This window comes from Ruegeria sp. AA3, assembly GCF_056542905.1.
Window position 1 is genome coordinate 640,467 of record NZ_JBQGAQ010000001.1, and the last position, 17,919, is coordinate 658,385.

The window sequence follows — 17,919 nt, forward strand, 5'->3', positions numbered from 1 at the left end:
CAGATGAAATCCAATGATGATTTTAAAACGCTCAGAACACTGCATTTTTGCAGTGGTCTTAAACCTATTTGATACCAAGTAGATCGTGATCGGATCATGCCCGCGTAATACAACAGTACATGTTCTAAGCAGCGTCATCGCTTTTGTTGCAATTGTATTTATACCCTCTGGACGCCACTGACTCTGATTGCTATACGGCGCGGACCGTTCCGGCGTAGCTCAGCGGTAGAGCAGTTGACTGTTAATCAATTGGTCGTAGGTTCGATCCCTACCGCCGGAGCCATTCTTCCCCCGTTTGGCAATCACCCCATCAGCACGTCGCTAAAATCCGCACGCAAGTTCCGTTTCAGGACTTTGCCGGTTGCGTTCAATGGCAGAGCGTCGACGAATACAACCTTGTCTGGCACCTGCCATTTGGCGATCTTACCGTCAAAGAATGAAAGTAAATCCTGCTCGGTTGGCTCTTGGCCTTCCGCCTTCACAGCAACCAAAAGCGGGCGTTCATCCCACTTCGGATGAGGCACACCCACAACCGCCGCTGTCGCCAGTTGAGGGTGCGCGACAGCGATATTTTCCAGCTCGACCGAACTGATCCATTCGCCACCTGACTTGATAATATCCTTCGATCGGTCGCGGATGGTCATAAACCCATCTGGGTCCAATGTTGCCACGTCGCCGGTTGCGAACCAGCCATCCTGCAACAAGGCCTCATCTTGCATATGGAAATAGCTGTCTAGCACCCAATGGCCGCGCACCATCAGATCACCCTGCGTTTCACCGTCATGGGGAAGGTCGCTGCCATCGTCATCGACTATTTTCAGTTCAACACCAAAGGGCGGGCGGCCTTGGCTCTCGCGTAGTTTGTGTTGTGCTTCAATGGGCATTTCCAGATGCTTGGCCATAGGATAGTTGGTAGTGCCCAGCGGGCTCATTTCACTCATACCCCAGGCATGGACGGTATCGACACCATAGGTCTCGCGAAAGGTTTCGATCATCGAAGGCGGGCACGCTGCACCGCCTATAACTGTACGATTCAGGCTTTCCAGTTTGGTTCCACATGTCGCCGCGTGCGCCAGAAGGCCCTGCCAGATGGTTGGCACACCCATCGCCAATGTCACGCCATAAGTGTCGATCAGATTGACCAATGCTTCCCCATGCAAACCCGGCCCCGGCAATACCATGCGTGAGCCGGACATGGCGCTGGCATAGGGTGAACCCCAAGCATTAACGTGAAACATTGGCACCACCGGCAATACCACATCCATCGCGGAATAGCCGATAACATCACGTGTGTTTGACGCGAAACTATGCAGCAAAGTCGAACGATGCGAATACAGAACACCTTTGGGGTTTCCTGTTGTGCCCGATGTGTAGCAAAGGCTAGAGGCGGTATTCTCATCAAAACTGGGCCACGCGTAATCCGCATCGCCGGTTTCAATCAACTCGTCATAGAAGATCAGACCAGGGACCTGAGACAACGCGGCCTCATCTCGTGCACCCATCAGCACGAAATGCTGCACCTCGGTCAAATGCTCCTGAAGCGCGGCGACCAACGGCAGGAAAGTTGCATCAAAGAACAGAACCCGATCCTGCGCGTGGTTGATGATATAGGTCAGTTGCTCTGGGAAAAGACGCGGATTGATCGTGTGACAGACGAAGCCCGCGCCGGATACGGCATAGTAGATCTCAAGATGGCGGCGGTTATTCCAGGCCAGTGTGCCCACTCGATCCTGCGGCTGTAGCCCAAGCTTCATAAGCGCCGAAGCCATACGGCGGGCGTTCTGCGCGATCCCCGCCCAGTTGGTCTGGGTCACGGTTCCGTCCGTCTCGACCGAGATTATCTCGGTCTGTCCGTGATAGCGTTCGGCGTGATCAATCAGCGACGAAATCAGCAAAGGCTGCGTCATCATCTGTCCCAGCATGGACAATCCTCCCATCGTCAGCGCTTGGCCGCGCCCTTCTACATTGGCAGAAACCCTGCCAAGATTTTAATTGTCTGACAATAAGAGAGTTTGGCTGAGTCCCTTGTCAACCTCGATGGCGTAGCGCGTACTCGACCAGACCGGCTGTCGAACCATCCTTGCCTTCGGTGCCGACTTCGCCATCGACAATGGGCCCCAGAGACGTCGCCAATTCTTTGCCCAACTCAACGCCCCATTGATCGAATGAATTAATGCCGAGCAACACGCCTTCGACAAAAACCCGATGCTCGTACAGCGCAATAATCTGGCCCAGCACATATGGCGTAAGCTGCGGATATATCAGGGTTGTTGATGGACGATCCCCCGAGAACACACGGTGGCGTGCCTGACGCTCCAACTCTTCGCCGGTCAAACCTTTATCCACCATCCGCACGCGGGCTTCATCCAATGATCGGCCTTGCATCAGAGCCTCGGACTGAGCCAGGCAATTGGCCAGAAGCAGACGATGATGATGGGCCAATTCAGGCTCATGCCCATTGGCTGCCACCATGAACTCGCACGGGATCACGTCAGTGCCCTGGTGAATCAGTTGATAGAATGCGTGCTGTCCATTGGTGCCAGGCTCACCCCAAACCACCGGACCTGATGGCATGGCCAACGTACTGCCATCCATTGCGACAGATTTGCCGTTCGATTCCATTTCAAGCTGCTGGAAATACGCTGGAAGCCGCAGAAGGCGCTGATCATAAGGCAAAACCGCACGGCTGGCGTAACCCAAAACCTGCCGGTGCCAGACACCGACAAGCGCCAACATAACCGGCATGTTTTCAACCCACTTCGCCGAGCGGAAATGCAGGTCCATCGCCTGCCCACCTCGCAGAAAAGCATCGAATGCATTTGAGCCTACAGCGATCATCACCGGCAATCCGACCGGGCCCCAGACCGAATAGCGTCCGCCCACCCAGTCGGCGAAACCGAACACGCGCTCTTCGGGGATGCCAAACGCAGCTGTCTTATCCACCGCGCTCGAAACGGCAGCGAATTGCTGCGACGGGTCTCCGCCTCCATCCACCATCCAAGCACGCGCCGTCCGCGCGTTGGTCATGGTTTCGATGGTGGTGAAGGTTTTCGAGGCCACAACAATCAGCGTGCGCGTCGGGTCTAGCATGCGCAAGGTGTCGGCGATATGCGCCCCGTCCACGTTCGAGACGTAATGCAACTTTGGACCATCGTGATACGGTGCCAGGGCATGTGTCGCCATGACCGGACCAAGATCCGAGCCGCCGATGCCGATATTCACAACATCCGTAAAGCTGCCCCCTGCCCCCATGATCGTCCCGCCGCGCACCTCCTCGGCAAACACGCGCATCCGCTGCAATGTTTCCAGAACGTCTGGCATCACGTCCTGACCATCCACCTCGACCGGACCGCCATCGAGGTTGCGCAACGCTGTATGCAGTACCGCACGCCCTTCGGTCTCGTTGATCTTTTGGCCCGCAAACATCGCCGTCCGGCGATCCGCCAATTTGACCTGGTCACAGAGTTGAATAAGTGCGGAGCGAATGTCGTCGTTGATCTGAGTTTTAGAGTAATCAAACAACAGGTCGCCGCTGGACGAGGAAAAACCCTCGGCCCGGTTTGAATCTGCATGGAACAGATCAAGTATTCTGCGATCACCGATCGATTTAGCCAGAGATTTCAGTTGATCCAATTGCATGGTGACTACTCCGCCCAGTGGACAGTCATGCCGGTTAGCACGGCCGCGATAGGCGCCTCTTCTGGCGGTAGTGACATGGCGCGATCCAGCGCATCGCGCTTGGATTCTCCGAAGATTATGAGGTGTTTTGATAACGCACCTTCGAGCACGGGTGCGGTCAGTGTTATTCTCGCCTCGGGCTGCACGTCTGTCCTTGCCACCGCAAGTGTGGGCGCGTGGCTGTCCAGCGCGGCAGTCAGGCCCTGCATCCCAGGAAAAAGAGAGGCCGTGTGCATATCCTCACCCATGCCAAGAACCAGGACCGACAGAGGTAAGACGGGAGTGATCAGGCTTTCGATCTCTGGCAAAACCGCCTCGGGCTCATGACCTGCGACAAACAATGGCAGGTACTGCGCGACAGAGGCGCGATTGGTCAATAGACGCTCACGGATAAGCCGCTCGTTCGAACGTTCATGGTCACCCGGTACGCACCGCTCATCTGTCGGCAACACGCGCACGCGATCCCACTCAAGATCAGCCGCACATAACCCATCAAACACCGGCCCCGGGGTGGTGCCTCCGGGAACGGCAAGCGAAACAACATCGTGGTGCAACAACGCGGACTCAAGGTCTCCGGCCAGTGCATTCGCGACATCAATGGCCAGCATGTCACGGTCTGCATATTCTTTGATATTCATGGGTTTATTCCTTGCCAGCGGCGGTGATCTCTCTTCATAAGCAGTTCGGCGTCACCCGGGCCAGTGCTGCCATTTTCATAAGGTTTGGGCACGTCACCGCGCGCCAGCCAGCCCGCAATGATCGGGTCGGTCCAGGCCCATGCGGCCTCGACCTCATCACCGCGCATAAACAGGGTCTGGTTGCCGCGAATGACATCCATCACCAGCCGCTCATAGGCGTCTGGCGGGTCCTGATTTTCGGGTCCAAGCGCCTCGGCAAAGCTCATGTCCAGCGGAACGTCGACCAGCCGCATCCCACCCTGCCCCGGCTCTTTGATCGTCACTTTCAGAGTAATGCCTTCGTTCGGCTGCAACCGAATCGAAAGCGCATTTGCGTGACGCCCTGCCTCTTCGCCGAAAATCGAATGCGGCGCATCCTTGAACATCACATTGATGACCGACGACCGCGCCACCAATTCCTTACCAGTACGCAGATAAAATGGAGTGCCTGCCCATCTCCAGTTGCTGATATGCGCGCGCATAGCCACATAACTCTCGGTCGTGGACCGGATGTTACCCACAACCTCGCGATACCCCCGACCCTGTTTTCCACCGGCAAACTGTCCCCGAACAATATGGTGTGGCTCAACCGGGTCCAGCGCACGGATCACCTTGAGCTTTTCGTCGCGCACCGCATCCGGGTCAAACTTTGCGGGCGGTTCCATCGCGATCAGACACAAAAGCTGCATAAGGTGGTTCTGCATCATGTCGCGCATGGCACCTGCACGCTCGTAATACTCTTCCCGCCCATCGATGCCGACTGTTTCCGCAACGGTGATCTGAATGTGATCCACGTACTGGCTGTTCCACAATGGCTCGAACAACATGTTGCCGAACCGGACCGCCATCAGGTTTTGTACCGTTTCTTTGCCCAGATAGTGATCAATTCGATAGATTTGCCCCTCATCAAAATGCGACGCCAACGTTGCATTCAAAGCGCGCGCACTTTCCAGATCGTGCCCAAACGGCTTTTCAACAACGATCCGGGTCTGAGGGGTGGCGAGATTATGAGCTCTGATCCGCTCGGCCAGCGGACCAAACAGTCTGGGACCCACCGAGAAATAGAACGCTCGGATTCGATCCGTGCTCAGCAATTCGGACAATTGAGCCCACCCGTCTTCTGACAAGGCATCCAGCGGAACATAGCTTATGCGCTGCAGAAAGCCTTTTACCGCCTCCGGGTCTTTAGACCGTTTTGGCGCATACTGACGCAAAGATTCGGCAACTATATCCCGAAAGGATTCAACGGTCAGCGCACCCCGTGCCGCGCCTATGATCCGGGCGGCCTCGGGCCATTGTCCGGCGCAGTAACGCCGAAACAGAGCCGGAACGATCTTGCGCTGCGCCAGATCGCCGGTTCCGCCGAATATGACCAGATCAAATGGGTCAACGGGTATGACGCGAGAAACCATGGCTTTTCCTTACCTTGCCAGTCGTGGCATGTCCAATGTTAGCGCAATCAAAATGTCGATATCTTCGAACATCAAAACTCTGTCAGCAGGGTGTCAACGTACTTAACTAAACCGGCACAAACGATTAAGTCGGTTTGGTAAATGCACAAAACCGGATGCCGGAATGAAAGACAACGCCACTCAGGCTGCAAATATCGGGAAGTTTCAAAACAGTTTGGTAACAGCGGACGGGCAAACACGCGCGTCTGTTGCGTTATCCAACCCGGAAACGTTGTGGTTCAATACCGGCACGCTGTGCAATATCGAATGCGTCAACTGTTATATCGCCAGCAGTCCCACCAATGACGCGCTGGTTTACATCACAGCAGATGAGGTTCGCGCTTATCTGGATCAGGTTGAAGAACGCCAGTGGCCAATCCGCGAGATTGGCTTTACCGGTGGTGAGCCCTTCATGAACCCTGAAATGATCGAAATGACCCGCGCAGCGCTTGAACGCGGCTACGAGGTTCTGATTCTGACTAACGCCATGCAGCCGATGATGCGTCGCACGATGCGTGAAGGTTTGCTGGAGCTGCAACGTGACTATGGCGGCAAGCTGACACTGCGCATTTCGGTCGATCACTACCGCCCGGAATTACATGATGAAGAGCGTGGAAAAGGCAGCTTTGCCAAGACGCTGATCGGCATGGAATGGCTGCGGGATAACGGCTTTAAAATGGCGATCGCCGGGCGTACCGTGTGGGGAGATTCTGACGATGACAGCCGTGCAGGCTATGGCGCATTCTTTGCAGAACATGGCTTTGACGTCGATCCTCAAGACCCGGGTCAAACCGTGCTGTTTCCCGAAATGGATGAATCCGTTGAAGTGCCTGAAGTCACCACCGCTTGCTGGGGAATTCTTGATAAATCTCCGGATGCCGTGATGTGTGCCAGCTCGCGCATGGTGGTTAAACGCAAAGGCGCGGAACGCCCGGCGGTTTTGGCATGTACGTTGCTGCCATACTCACCTGAATTCGAAATGGGCGAAACCTTGGCCGAGGCCGAAGCCGACGTGCATCTAAACCACCCGCACTGCGCCAAGTTCTGCGTTCTTGGTGGGGCAAGTTGCTCCGGTTGATCAGTTAAGTTCAGGTGATTTCCAGAATTTTGTACCTGAGGCTCCCGCTGACACACGCCACCCCTTCTTGCTTAGAACAAAGAAGGATCGGCCATCGGTAAAGCGCAGCGTGTCTCCCGCGCGATCCTCACCATACATTGCGCCTGTCTCCGCGGTCGCATCGTAGCCGTGATCAATAAAATTCTCTAGATCCACAGAGGTTTCGAATAGGATCACGAACTTGGTTTCAAAGCCCCCGATCCCAATAGCTCCGCCAACGCCCCCAGTCCCCATGTTCATATAGGTGTGTTGTCCTGTGTCTTTTGAAACGGCCACACCGCGCCCATAACCTGCAGATACCGGAAAAACCGTCACCTTGCGCGAGTCAAAAACCGCGTATCCAGCGCAGACATCGTATAGTTCTTGTGCCTGTGGATCCTCGGCAAGTAGTTGATCAAGAATTTCGCCCGCCATCAAATCCAACTTGGCACGTGTCTCTTCAGGCGTGGCCTCGTTTCTTAGCAGTTCCGAAGTCGAATCAATGGTTTCGTCAACGGCGTTCGCACCTTTCTCGATTGTGTTACCAACACCTTCTGCACCGCGACCTATCGCGTTTGCAGTATTCTCAGCCCCCTTTTTGATCTTATCCAGAACCCCTTCGGCGATGGCAGGACCGGTCAGGAAAACCGCAACGGCGAGGATAAGATATCTGGGCATAGAGTGATTCCGTGTAAGACCATCAGTTTGGTCATTACATTATCTCAATCGCGACATTTGAGAACCGGACTTTCGATTCCTGAAAGGATATCCGACGCCCGATTAGTTCACACGAAACTCTCCAACCATATTCCGCCATTCGCCCGGAGCGATCATCTTTCGATGTGTGAACCGAACAGAATGCAGCGGTCCTTCAATTTCTTTTTGCCAGAATTCCACGAATTCAAAAAGTTTGGGGTGATCCGGGGCAAGATCATAATCCTGCCAGATAAAAGTATTCAGAACGTGTATGTAATCGGGCATGTGATAGAAAAATTCTGCGGTTGTCAGCCCGTACCCTTTCAACATGAGTTCGGTTTCGTTTTGCGCCATCCAGACCTCCAATTTTGTTGCAAGGTCTTCTCAGGGTAACACGAAAATCACCTAATACTTAGATAACAATATGTTACTCTACTGTTACCGGGCTAATTTGGCCACAAGACGGTTGCTTGCTTGCACCTTATATGCCGGGTCTGATAAGGTGCATCCACAAGATATAGATCAAAAACAAGACACGGGCAGCCTACGTGAGCGATACGCCAGAAATACCTGAAAACATGGATGAAACACCGCCCGAGCGCCCCGTTTATGACGGCCCGACGGTATCCATCGAATCCGAGATGCGCACGTCCTATCTGGACTATGCCATGTCGGTCATCGTGTCGCGCGCCATTCCCGATCTGCGCGATGGTTTGAAACCAGTGCACCGCCGCATCCTGTATGCAATGCACGAAACCGGGAACACGCACGAAAAGGCCTACCGCAAATCGGCCCGCCCGGTCGGCGACGTGATGGGTAAGTACCACCCGCATGGTGATAGTGCGATCTATGACGCGCTGGTGCGGATGGCACAGGATTTCTCGATGTCCCTGCCGCTACTGGATGGTCAGGGTAACTTTGGCTCGATGGACGGCGATAACCCGGCTGCCATGCGTTATACCGAAGTTCGGATGGACAAGCCTGCCGCGTCCCTGCTGGCCGATATTGAAAAAGAGACGGTCGATTTTCAGGACAACTATGACGGCAAAGACAAAGAGCCGACCGTCCTGCCCGCCCGTTTCCCAAATATGCTCGTCAACGGTGCCGGCGGTATCGCTGTGGGTATGGCAACGAACATCCCTCCGCACAATCTGGGTGAAGTGGTTGATGCAACTCTGGCGCTGATCGATGACCCGGACTTGACCTCGGAACAGTTGATCGAATACGTCCCCGGCCCCGATTTCCCGACCGGCGGCGTAATGCTGGGCCGGTCCGGCGCGCGCAAAGCTTATCTGGAGGGCCGTGGGAGCGTCATCATCCGTGCCAAGACCCGTGTCGAGGAGCTTCGTAAGGACCGCTACGCCATCGTCGTCGATGAGATCCCCTATCAGGTGAACAAAGCCGCGATGATCGAAAAGATTGCCGAGGCCGTGCGTGAGAAGCGGATCGAAGGTGTGTCCCATGTGCAAGACGAATCCGACCGCAATGGTGTGCGCGTCGTCGTCGAATTGAAGCGCGATGCAACACCCGAAGTGGTGTTGAACCAGCTCTATCGTTTCTCACCGATGCAAACTTCTTTCGGCTGCAACATGCTGGCCTTGAATGGTGGTCGCCCCGAACAGCTGACTTTGCGCCGCTTCCTGACGTCCTTCATCGACTTTCGCGAGGATGTGGTTGCACGTCGTACTGCGTACGATCTGCGCAAAGCACGCGAACGCAGCCATATCCTCTGTGGTCTAGCGGTCGCTGTTTCCAATGTGGACGAAGTGGTCGCCACGATCCGCTCGTCTGCAGACGCGGCACAAGCACGTGAAAAGCTGATGACCCGCCGTTGGCCGGCGGCAGATATCGAAGGCTATCTGCGTCTGATCGACGATCCTCTGTCAAAGATGAACGACGACGGCACCTATAACCTGACCGAAGTTCAGGCCCGCGCCATCCTCGAACTGCGTCTGCAACGTCTGACCCAACTGGGTGTCAAAGAGGTCACGGACGAGCTTGAAGAACTCGCCGCCAAGATCAAGGAATACTTGGATATTCTATCTTCGCGCGAACGCATCATGTCGATCATCGGCGATGAGCTGCGCAGCGTGCGCGACCAGTTTGCCGTTCCACGTCGCACCGAGATCGTCGATTGGTCCGGCGACATGGAAGACGAGGATCTGATCGAGCGTGAGGATATGGTCGTGACCGTCACCTCGGGTGGATATATCAAGCGCACCCCACTGGCTGATTTTCGCGCCCAGAAGCGCGGCGGCAAAGGTCTGTCAGGTATGCAGACCAAAGAAGAAGACGTGGTCACCACCCTCTTCGTGGCAAATACCCACACGCAGTTGTTGTTCTTCACAACGGATGGCATGGTCTACAAGCTTAAGACCTGGCGACTGCCGCAATCGGGGCGGACTGGCAAAGGCAAAGCCATCGTCAACATCCTGCCGATTCCAACCGGGGTTTCTATTGCTGCAATTATGCCGGTGGATGTGCCGGATGAAGAATGGGAAAACCTGCAGATCATCTTCGCCACCAGTGCGGGCACTGTGCGGCGCAACCGTTTGTCCGATTTCACCAACGTCAAGCGCAACGGCAAGATCGCCATGAAGTTCGAAGAGGATCACGCCGACACCAAGTTGATCAACGCTCGTATCTGTTCCGAAGATGATGACGTCATGCTGGTCACTAAATCTGGCCGCGCAATCCGCTTCCCAACAACAGATGTACGGGTGTTCAACAGCCGGTCGTCTGTTGGTGTACGCGGTGTACGTCTAACCGGCGATGATGAGGTGGTTTCGATGTCGGTTATCCGCCACTTCAACGCCACCTCGGATGAACGGGCCGCGTACCTTAAAATGCGCCGCCTGATGGCCGGTGTCACCGACGAATCCGAGACGGACGAAGATGAAGGAAACGCCGACAGCGTGCTGCCGCAGGAACGTTATGCCGAGATGTCGGCTGCCGAGAATCTGATCCTGACCATTACGGCAGGGGGCGCGGGCAAGCTGAGCTCAAGCCACGATTACCCGGTTCGCGGACGCGGCGGTATGGGCGTGGCAGCGATGGACAAGGCCATGCGCGGCGGTAAATTGGTGGCATCCTTCCCCGTTGATATTGACGACCAGATCATGCTGGCCACCTCAAAGGGTCAGTCGATCCGGGTGCCGGTTGATGGGATCTCTTTCCGCTCCCGCAGCGCGGGCGGTGTGAAAGTCTTCAACACGGGCAAGGGCGAAGAAGTCGTCAGTGTTGCCTGGATTGCAGACCAGGGTGATGAAGAAGCCGAAGAGTGAAGGATCGAGAAAGAAATCGGGTGAGTTAAGCTCGGTTTCTTTGGTCTAAACCTTCCAATTACCGCTCTGCGGACTTTTCTGCCATTGTTGCTCCCAATTCGAACAGCAGCTTTGTTTCGACGCTTCGTGACAACCGCTTCCAGCACCTCGCCTTCGTGATCAACAGCCCGCCAAAGATAATGACGATTGCCATTCACCTTCACGAAAACCTCGTCCACATGCCACTTCCATTTGGAGAACGCGCGCAGTTGCTGAACACGCTTCCGCCTTATCTCAGCAGCAAACATCGGGCCAAACCTGTTCCACCAATATCGGACGGTTTCGTGGCTCACGTCGATGCCTCGCTCGTGCAGCAGATCTTCGACATTCCGAAGCTAGAGCGGGAAACGGATGTACAGCATCACCGCAAGGCGGATGATTTCGGGGTTGGTTTTGAAGTATTTGAAGGAGGAAGGTTTGGTCATTCCTAAATGCCATGCATCCGCCCTGCCCCGCTCAAGCAAAGTTCTTCTGACAAGACCAGTCGAGACACCTTCAAGCTGACCCGCGCCGTCGCTCTTGCCGAATGGTGTCAACTTTGTTCCGGATAGGTTCGCAGTTTCCGCAGCAAACTGAGACTGGTTCGAATTAGTCTGACAGCACCCGTGATACGTCCATCAGACAATGGCCCGGAGATCATCACTCTGCTTCTCTAAGTATCGTACAGTCTTACCTCGAAGAACGTCATATGAAATGACGATGCTGCAAAGCGCAGCGAAGAAACACCACACTGAAGGTAGAACAAACAATTCATAACCGAAGAGCGTGACGAGAAACGACGCTGTAAGCGCTAGGCCAAACTTGAAAGCGGTGGGGTTCGATGAGGCTGCTAGCGCAGTACATGCAGTAAAGAAGTAAATGTATTGGATGTTTGGTATAAGGGTCATACCTTGTAGGTACAAAATATGCCCTCCCCATTCATCGCTAGAGGTGGGAAGTACGGGGTTATTGATTGCTTTTAGCATAAGGTAAGTTCCCACAGCCAAGCCACCAATGATAAGTCCACCGAATAGGTGCTTACGCCACTTTCGCTTTTCGATCAGAAAACCTGCAGTTGGGCCAGCAACAGGCCAATAGAAAAACGCGAAAAAAATGAAGCCATAGTTTACTATCGTAAAAAGTCTCAAAGACAATTGGTCGGATATCCCGAGCCAGACCAAACCCTCAAGACTTTGTTGTAAACCGAAAACTAACGGAAAAGATGACAGGAATATTAGGCCACGCCCTAACTTCTGTCTGCATGCTGAAATCATGGTAGCTGCACCGGCAACGGACAATATTCCCCCCGCGACAAAACTTGCCGTAGCTGAAAAGCACATCTTTAACTCCATTCAGTACATATATCTCTAGCCAGCATCATATGTCGGTGATTGTAGCAGCCAAGCTTTTCATCTCACTATAGGCACACAAGGTCGGCTTTTAATGGCCTTTTGACTTTACAGATTCCAAATTTGGTATTCCGGAAACAGCGGCAGCAGGGGGAATGTCGGTTCGGACCCTGCAATCCGGGTTGCGAAATGCGGGCACAAACCTGTCGGATACTCGGCCGGAAATTAGAAGGATGCTTGCCACAGAATGGTTGCAGACCAACGATATGAAGATCGCGGAGATCGCGGCTTCGCTTGGATACACAAGCAGTTCGAACTTCACCCGAGCGTTTCGCGCTCGGACTGGCCAAACGCCAGGTGAGTTTCGAATGGCAAAAAGGGGTGATCATTGCTGATATCAACTCGAACTGACAGGGAACGCCTTGCAGTTGTTGGTTGAAGCCAATTTTGAATGAAAATTGATGCTAGCGGCACCATCGGTCATATGGGCAAAACCATCCAACGGTTCAGCGAAACGCGAATGCCAACAATGGGTCACAAGCCTAGCTTTGCAAAGTCGGCTTTCTGCGCATTGCCGTCCTTAGCGCGGACTGCAGCACCCGGTAACTTTGGGCTCGAAGCGAACGTTGCTTTTAAGCAAAATCCTGAATTCGTAAACTATCATACGCCTAATAGAGGTTAATATTCGGCCCTCGCTCAAAGCCCATACAATGCCCCAAACTTGTTCTCAAGATAGGTCAACAACGCCTTCGGCCCGGGCTCGAAACCACTTGCCCTCTGGATGATTTCGCGTGGTGCATAAAGGCCGCCAAATTGCTGGACGTTCTCGCGCAAAACTATGGCCTCTTGAGCGTCATAGCAGAAATATAGGATGGCTCAGGAACAGTATTGAAATGAAAACTCGCTGCCCGAACCATGAGAACCTAACCGTACGCAACGAGCACATTCAAAAATGCAACCGTCGATAAATCTTGCAAGATTAGGGCCGTACCTGATTTAGTGACCGAAAATTGGGCGGCTTTTGGGGGAGAAGCGTGTGCCGGGCATGCAAGAACAGGATTACGAAGGTGAACTACGCATTTACGAAGCACTGAATGTGGTGTCTACGACACCCGTTTTTGCGCTTTCGTTTTTGACGGCGTTTGCTGTTCAGATCGTGCAGATTGGGCCTTCCCATCTGACGATCCCTGCGATCGGATCGCTTGCGGTACTGGCGATTGTGAACCTGTTGGGCATGCAGAGCTACTATAAACTGCGTACTAAACCCAGGCCTAGATCGATATCCCATCGGCGGCTGAAAGTCATCCTGGTCACCTCGATGGTTTTGGGGGCTGGTTGGGGTAGTTTCAACTTGTTCATGATGCCATACTTGGTTCCCTACGAGCAGATGATGCTGTATTTGTTTGCATTTGTCGGCGCACTGGGCGGGTCGACGACATTTTCGATGAGAGTGTCCTTTGGTTTCTCAAGCCAAATTCTGTTTTTTACTTGGATTGCCATGCTGCTGTGGGGTCCATTGGCGTGGTATATCAACACCTTCATCGTTCTTGGCGTGTTTTTGGCAATCGTAAAGCTTACGTTTCTGACACGATCAACTGCGATCGATAGCATCAAGTTGAGCCTGGCCAACTCAAGGGCCTTGAACGATCAACTTAAAGCCGAAAACCAGATACGTGAACTGGCCCGCATTCCGGAAGAGAACCCGAACCCGGTGTTGCGTATCACCGATCAGGGCGAACTGACTTACGCCAATAAGGCAAGCGCTCCATTAATCGAAGCGCTGCAGCTAAAAGTTGGTGACCGAGTGGGAACGGGTTGGCGTAAACGTGTTGCCAAGGGTTTGCAGGATGATCAACGGGCAGATTTCCAGTATAAGGCTGGTGGTCAGACCTATTCTCTTTTGCTGTGGCCGGTTCCGGAAGGAGGATACGCGAATATCTACGGTCGGGATATTACGCGGCAAAAACGTGTGGAGAGCGAGTTGCGGGTGGCCCGCGATATCGCTGAGACCGCCAATAAGACCAAAAGCACTTTCCTTGCCAATATGAGCCATGAACTGCGCACGCCGCTGAATGCGATCATTGGATATAGTGAACTGATGCTGGAAGAAGCCATCGACCAGAAGGATGACGCAAATCTGAGCGACTTGAAGAAGATCCAATCTGCCGGGAAACACCTGCTTGCGTTGATCAATGATGTATTGGACCTCTCCAAAATCGAAGCCGGAAAGATGGAGTTCGAACTGGAAACTTTCGACGTTTTCCAGATGATCAAAGATGTTAGCGCGACAGTGCAGCCGTTGGCTGAGCAGAACAACAACACGCTGGAAATTGAGTGCCCTGAAGATATCGGCGAGATGGTCTGTGACTTGACCAAGGTGCGGCAAGCCCTGCTGAACTTGTTGTCCAATGCTTGTAAGTTCACAGAACATGAAAATATCACGTTATCGGTTGTAAAATCGAACGACACAGATCGACTGGAATTTGCGGTCACCGATCACGGCATCGGCATGTCGCCAGAGCAAGTCGAGAGGATATTCGATGCGTTTACGCAGGCAGATTCCTCAACGACGCGTAATTACGGTGGTACCGGATTGGGGCTTTCTATCACAAAAGCCTTCTGCGAACAGTTGGGCGGCAACATTCATTGCGAAAGTGCGCTTGGCGAAGGTTCGACCTTCACAATTCGCCTGCCGCGCATCTGTCGCGACCCGTCAACGGGCGTGATGCGTCTGGCTGACCGGTCAGAGAATGAATTGAACAACGACCCGAATGCTCCACTGGTTCTGTTGGTTGATGACGATCCGACCGTGCATGATCTTCTGGGTCGACGCCTACTTCGTGAGGGATATCGCGTCCTCGCATCGGCCAACGGCAATGAGGCATTGGAACTGGCCCGAACAACCCGTCCTGATGCCATCACGCTCGATGTCTTCATGCCCGAAATCGATGGCTGGGCTGTTTTGTCCAAGCTCAAGGACGATCCCGAACTTAGGGATATTCCTGTCATTATGTTGACTTTCGCAGAGGATCGCAAAAGAGGTTTGTCGCTGGGAGCCAGTGAATATCTGGGCAAGCCGATTGACACGACCGAGCTGCTGAGTGTCCTTAAAGAGCACTGCCCGTCTCTGCCAACGCCACGCGTTCTGGTCGTCGAGGACGAGGTTGCAACGCGTGAGCTGATCTGTCGCGTTCTCGAAAAAGAAGGCTGGCAGATTGACGAGGCGATCAATGGACTGGATGCCCTTCAACGCCTCTCTCAGTTCGTGCCGGACGTGATTTTACTTGATCTCATGATGCCCGAGATGGACGGTTTTGAGTTCTTGGCGGGGATAAGAAAGAACCCGGAGTGGAAGAATATTCCCGTCATCATCGTGACCGCCAAATCCCTGTCCAGCGAGGACCGCGCGCAACTGAATGGCTCGTTCCAGACGCTGGTCCGCAAAGATGGGGATGAGATTGAAATCATTCTGAACCAGTTGAACGAAATCCTTTCGGCTTCTCGATCTGAAGACGTATAGGCTGTGAGTAGCGCCCCGAATACCCAACCCGAGCAGGCACAGGCAATGTGGTTGGCAAATTTACGCCAGAACCTGATTCCCCCGGTCAGTGCGATAGTCGGGCTATGTGAGTTCCTCGAAAGTGAGGCTGAGCGCCTTACTCTGAAGGAAGCAGCATCAGACTTGAACCGAATTTCTCAGGCTGCAACCGAACTAAGCGTGTTTGTGGACCAGCTTTTGCATCCCCGAATGGCCTTGAAGCTTACGGTCAGCGGTGACGAAGGAGTGAAAAGGCTTCGTCATGATTTGCGAACGCCGATGAATGCGATCAAGGGCTACAGCGAAATGCTGCTTGAGGATCTGGAGGATCTAAACGCAGGACATCTGGAGTTGGACCTGCGCGGGTTGCTGAAGCATACGGATTCTCTATTGCAAGAAATTGATGTGCTCGCATCGTTGTCCAACAACCAGTCCGGCGATGGCTTCAAAATACCCGAGGCATCGCAGAACGCAGCTGAAATGTTCGCAAATCTGGCTCAAAGCATGCGCTCGATTGATCCGGTTGCGAAGACTGCTTCGCTAACCGGAACCATCCTAGTCGTAGATGATGTCGAAGCTAACCGTACGCTGCTTGCCCGGCGGCTCGAACGGGATGGCCATCAAGTCTGGACCGCCGACGGAGGATATTCGGCTCTGGAAAAGCTATCTCATCACGCGTTCGATCTGGTCCTGCTTGATCTTATGATGCCGGATCTCAACGGTTATGATGTTTTGAAGCGACTGAAAGAAAATGATGACTGGCGCGACATTCCGGTCATCATGATTTCCGCGCTCGATGAGATCGAAAGCGTTGCGCGTTGCGTTGAGATCGGAGCAGAAGATTACCTCCCTAAACCGTTCAATCCAATCTTGTTGCAAGCTCGGATCAACGCCGCGCTTGAGAAAGGACAGTGGCGGGAGCGAGAACGCCTCTATCTCTTTCAGATGGAGGCAGAGAAGCAAAAGTACGAAGACCTGTTGCATAGTATTCTGCCGCAAAAAATCGTGACACGGTTGAACGACGGAGAGGCCACGATTGCCGACCGTCATGACGATGTGACTGTCCTGTTTTCGGACATGGTTGGCTTTACGGAGATGTCGGCGAAATTGTCACCCGCGCAAGTGGTTCACTACCTTAATCGGGTTTTTTCGGGCTTCGACAAGACGGCTTCGGAACTTGGTGTGGAAAAGATCAAGACAATCGGAGACGCCTACATGGCCGCAGCCGGAGTACCCGACCACCGGAATGACCACGCTGAAGTGATCGTTGAACTGGCTTGTCGGATGTTATCTCAGGTCGAAGCGCTGAACCACGAGCTGAACTACCCTATGCATCTTAGAATCGGCGTCCACAGTGGGCCCGTAGTAGCCGGAATAATCGGGTCACACCGTTTTCTCTACGATGTTTGGGGGGATACAGTGAATTTCGCCAGCCGTCTTGAAACAACGGGTGCGCCAGGCCGCATTCAAGTCTCAGAGGAGACCGCAAGGCGGGTTACGCATTGCTTTGACCTAACTGATCCGATGGATGTGAGAATTAAGGGCATAGGCCAGGCACAAACATATTTCATCACTGGACGGAAATCTTAGTAGTCGGATCTTCCTCCAGAGGCTGACAGCAGTTTTTCCATTATCTCAAGCAAACGGTTAAGTTCGACAGGTTTGGTATCAAAGTCATCGCAACCTGCCTCCAGCGCCTTTTCCCGGTCGCTGGCCATTGCGTGTGCCGTCAGCGCAACCACTGGGATTGAGGCCGTCTCGGGTGCTGCTTTGATGCGCCGTGTCGCCTCCCATCCATCAATTTCAGGCAGGCTCATATCCATCAAAACAATGTCGGGACTTGCTTCACCAGCCATGGACACGCCTTCCAACCCGTCCTTCGCAACGATAACTTGGAATCCTTTGCGCGCCAACCGACGCGACAACATATCGCTGTTCATTTCGTTGTCTTCCACCAACAGAACTTTAGCCAAATTTTCCCCCTTTACGCATGCGCGCCATTTGACTGCCCACGAGACAGAGTGTTTCAGGATCCATTTTCAAAATGTCAAGCATACCAAAAGATTGCGCAAGTCGTTTCGGTTGAAGCATTCTTTCATCAATTCGGCTTCACGCAATCAACAAATTAGTGC

General features: G+C 53.6%; 13 protein-coding genes, 1 tRNA gene and 1 pseudogene. 6 read left to right on the forward strand and 9 right to left on the reverse strand.

The features are described 5' to 3' along the window. Positions 1-208 precede the first annotated feature (208 nt). Positions 209-283, forward strand: a tRNA-Asn gene (locus ACR0JR_RS03215). A gap of 19 nt (positions 284-302) precedes the next feature. On the opposite strand, the gene ACR0JR_RS03220 is transcribed toward ACR0JR_RS03215, so the two are convergent. From ACR0JR_RS03220 to zwf, 4 genes are all read right to left on the reverse strand, one after another. Further along, positions 303-1,922, reverse strand: a complete 1,620-nt coding sequence (locus tag ACR0JR_RS03220; RefSeq protein WP_319547262.1) for a long-chain-fatty-acid--CoA ligase — start codon at positions 1,920-1,922, stop codon at positions 303-305. A 106-nt stretch (positions 1,923-2,028) separates the two neighbouring features. Continuing rightward, the gene (pgi, locus tag ACR0JR_RS03225) at positions 2,029-3,639 is read right to left on the reverse strand and encodes a glucose-6-phosphate isomerase (protein WP_480454982.1); all 1,611 of its coding nucleotides are present in this window, start codon (positions 3,637-3,639) and stop codon (positions 2,029-2,031) included. Between the two features lie 5 nt (positions 3,640-3,644). Beyond that, on the reverse strand, positions 3,645-4,316 hold the full coding sequence (gene pgl / locus ACR0JR_RS03230) for a 6-phosphogluconolactonase (RefSeq protein WP_170470609.1): 672 nt from the start codon (positions 4,314-4,316) through the stop codon (positions 3,645-3,647). Next, entirely contained in the window at positions 4,313-5,767 is a 1,455-nt protein-coding gene (gene zwf, locus ACR0JR_RS03235; RefSeq protein ID WP_480454983.1) for a glucose-6-phosphate dehydrogenase, read from the reverse strand. Before zwf ends, pgl begins: the two co-directional genes overlap by 4 nt. A gap of 163 nt (positions 5,768-5,930) precedes the next feature. On the opposite strand from zwf, the gene ACR0JR_RS03240 reads away from it, so the two are divergent. Beyond that, positions 5,931-6,884: a radical SAM protein gene (locus tag ACR0JR_RS03240; protein WP_480454984.1), complete on the forward strand. Its 954-nt coding sequence runs from the start codon at positions 5,931-5,933 to the stop codon at positions 6,882-6,884. Here the strand turns inward: ACR0JR_RS03240 and ACR0JR_RS03245 are convergent, their stop codons facing one another. Together ACR0JR_RS03245 and ACR0JR_RS03250 are read right to left on the reverse strand one after the other, a co-directional pair. Then, entirely contained in the window at positions 6,885-7,580 is a 696-nt protein-coding gene (locus ACR0JR_RS03245; RefSeq protein WP_480454985.1) for a lipid-binding SYLF domain-containing protein, read from the reverse strand. A gap of 102 nt (positions 7,581-7,682) precedes the next feature. Continuing rightward, entirely contained in the window at positions 7,683-7,952 is a 270-nt protein-coding gene (locus ACR0JR_RS03250; RefSeq protein ID WP_170470617.1) for an usg protein, read from the reverse strand. A 224-nt stretch (positions 7,953-8,176) separates the two neighbouring features. Between ACR0JR_RS03250 and gyrA the strand changes: the two genes are divergently transcribed. After that, positions 8,177-10,882, forward strand: coding sequence for a DNA gyrase subunit A (gyrA, locus tag ACR0JR_RS03255; RefSeq protein ID WP_319547318.1), 2,706 nt, complete (start codon positions 8,177-8,179; stop codon positions 10,880-10,882). A 104-nt stretch (positions 10,883-10,986) separates the two neighbouring features. On the opposite strand, the pseudogene ACR0JR_RS03260 reads toward gyrA, so the two are convergent. Further along, positions 10,987-11,346 (reverse strand): annotated as a pseudogene (locus ACR0JR_RS03260) (IS6 family transposase); the annotation flags it as partial. A gap of 192 nt (positions 11,347-11,538) precedes the next feature. Beyond that, a complete protein-coding gene (locus ACR0JR_RS03265) occupies positions 11,539-12,240 on the reverse strand; it encodes a DUF6629 family protein (protein WP_480454986.1) in 702 nt (233 codons plus the stop codon). A 137-nt stretch (positions 12,241-12,377) separates the two neighbouring features. On the opposite strand from ACR0JR_RS03265, the gene ACR0JR_RS03270 reads away from it, so the two are divergent. The 3 genes from ACR0JR_RS03270 (at position 12,378) to ACR0JR_RS03280 (ending at position 17,377) form a co-directional block, all read left to right on the forward strand. Next, on the forward strand, positions 12,378-12,644 hold the full coding sequence (locus tag ACR0JR_RS03270) for a helix-turn-helix domain-containing protein (RefSeq protein ID WP_480455180.1): 267 nt from the start codon (positions 12,378-12,380) through the stop codon (positions 12,642-12,644). Positions 12,645-13,294: 650 nt separating this feature from the next. Beyond that, positions 13,295-15,769, forward strand: coding sequence for a response regulator (locus ACR0JR_RS03275; protein WP_480454987.1), 2,475 nt, complete (start codon positions 13,295-13,297; stop codon positions 15,767-15,769). A gap of 3 nt (positions 15,770-15,772) precedes the next feature. Next, positions 15,773-17,377 (forward strand): adenylate/guanylate cyclase domain-containing protein, encoded by a 1,605-nt coding sequence (locus ACR0JR_RS03280; protein WP_480454988.1) that lies wholly within the window; start codon positions 15,773-15,775, stop codon positions 17,375-17,377. On the opposite strand, the gene ACR0JR_RS03285 is transcribed toward ACR0JR_RS03280, so the two are convergent. Then, positions 17,374-17,760, reverse strand: coding sequence for a response regulator (locus ACR0JR_RS03285; protein WP_170470627.1), 387 nt, complete (start codon positions 17,758-17,760; stop codon positions 17,374-17,376). The two genes, ACR0JR_RS03280 and ACR0JR_RS03285, sit on opposite strands and share 4 nt — an antisense overlap. Between the last annotated feature and the right edge of the window lie 159 nt (positions 17,761-17,919).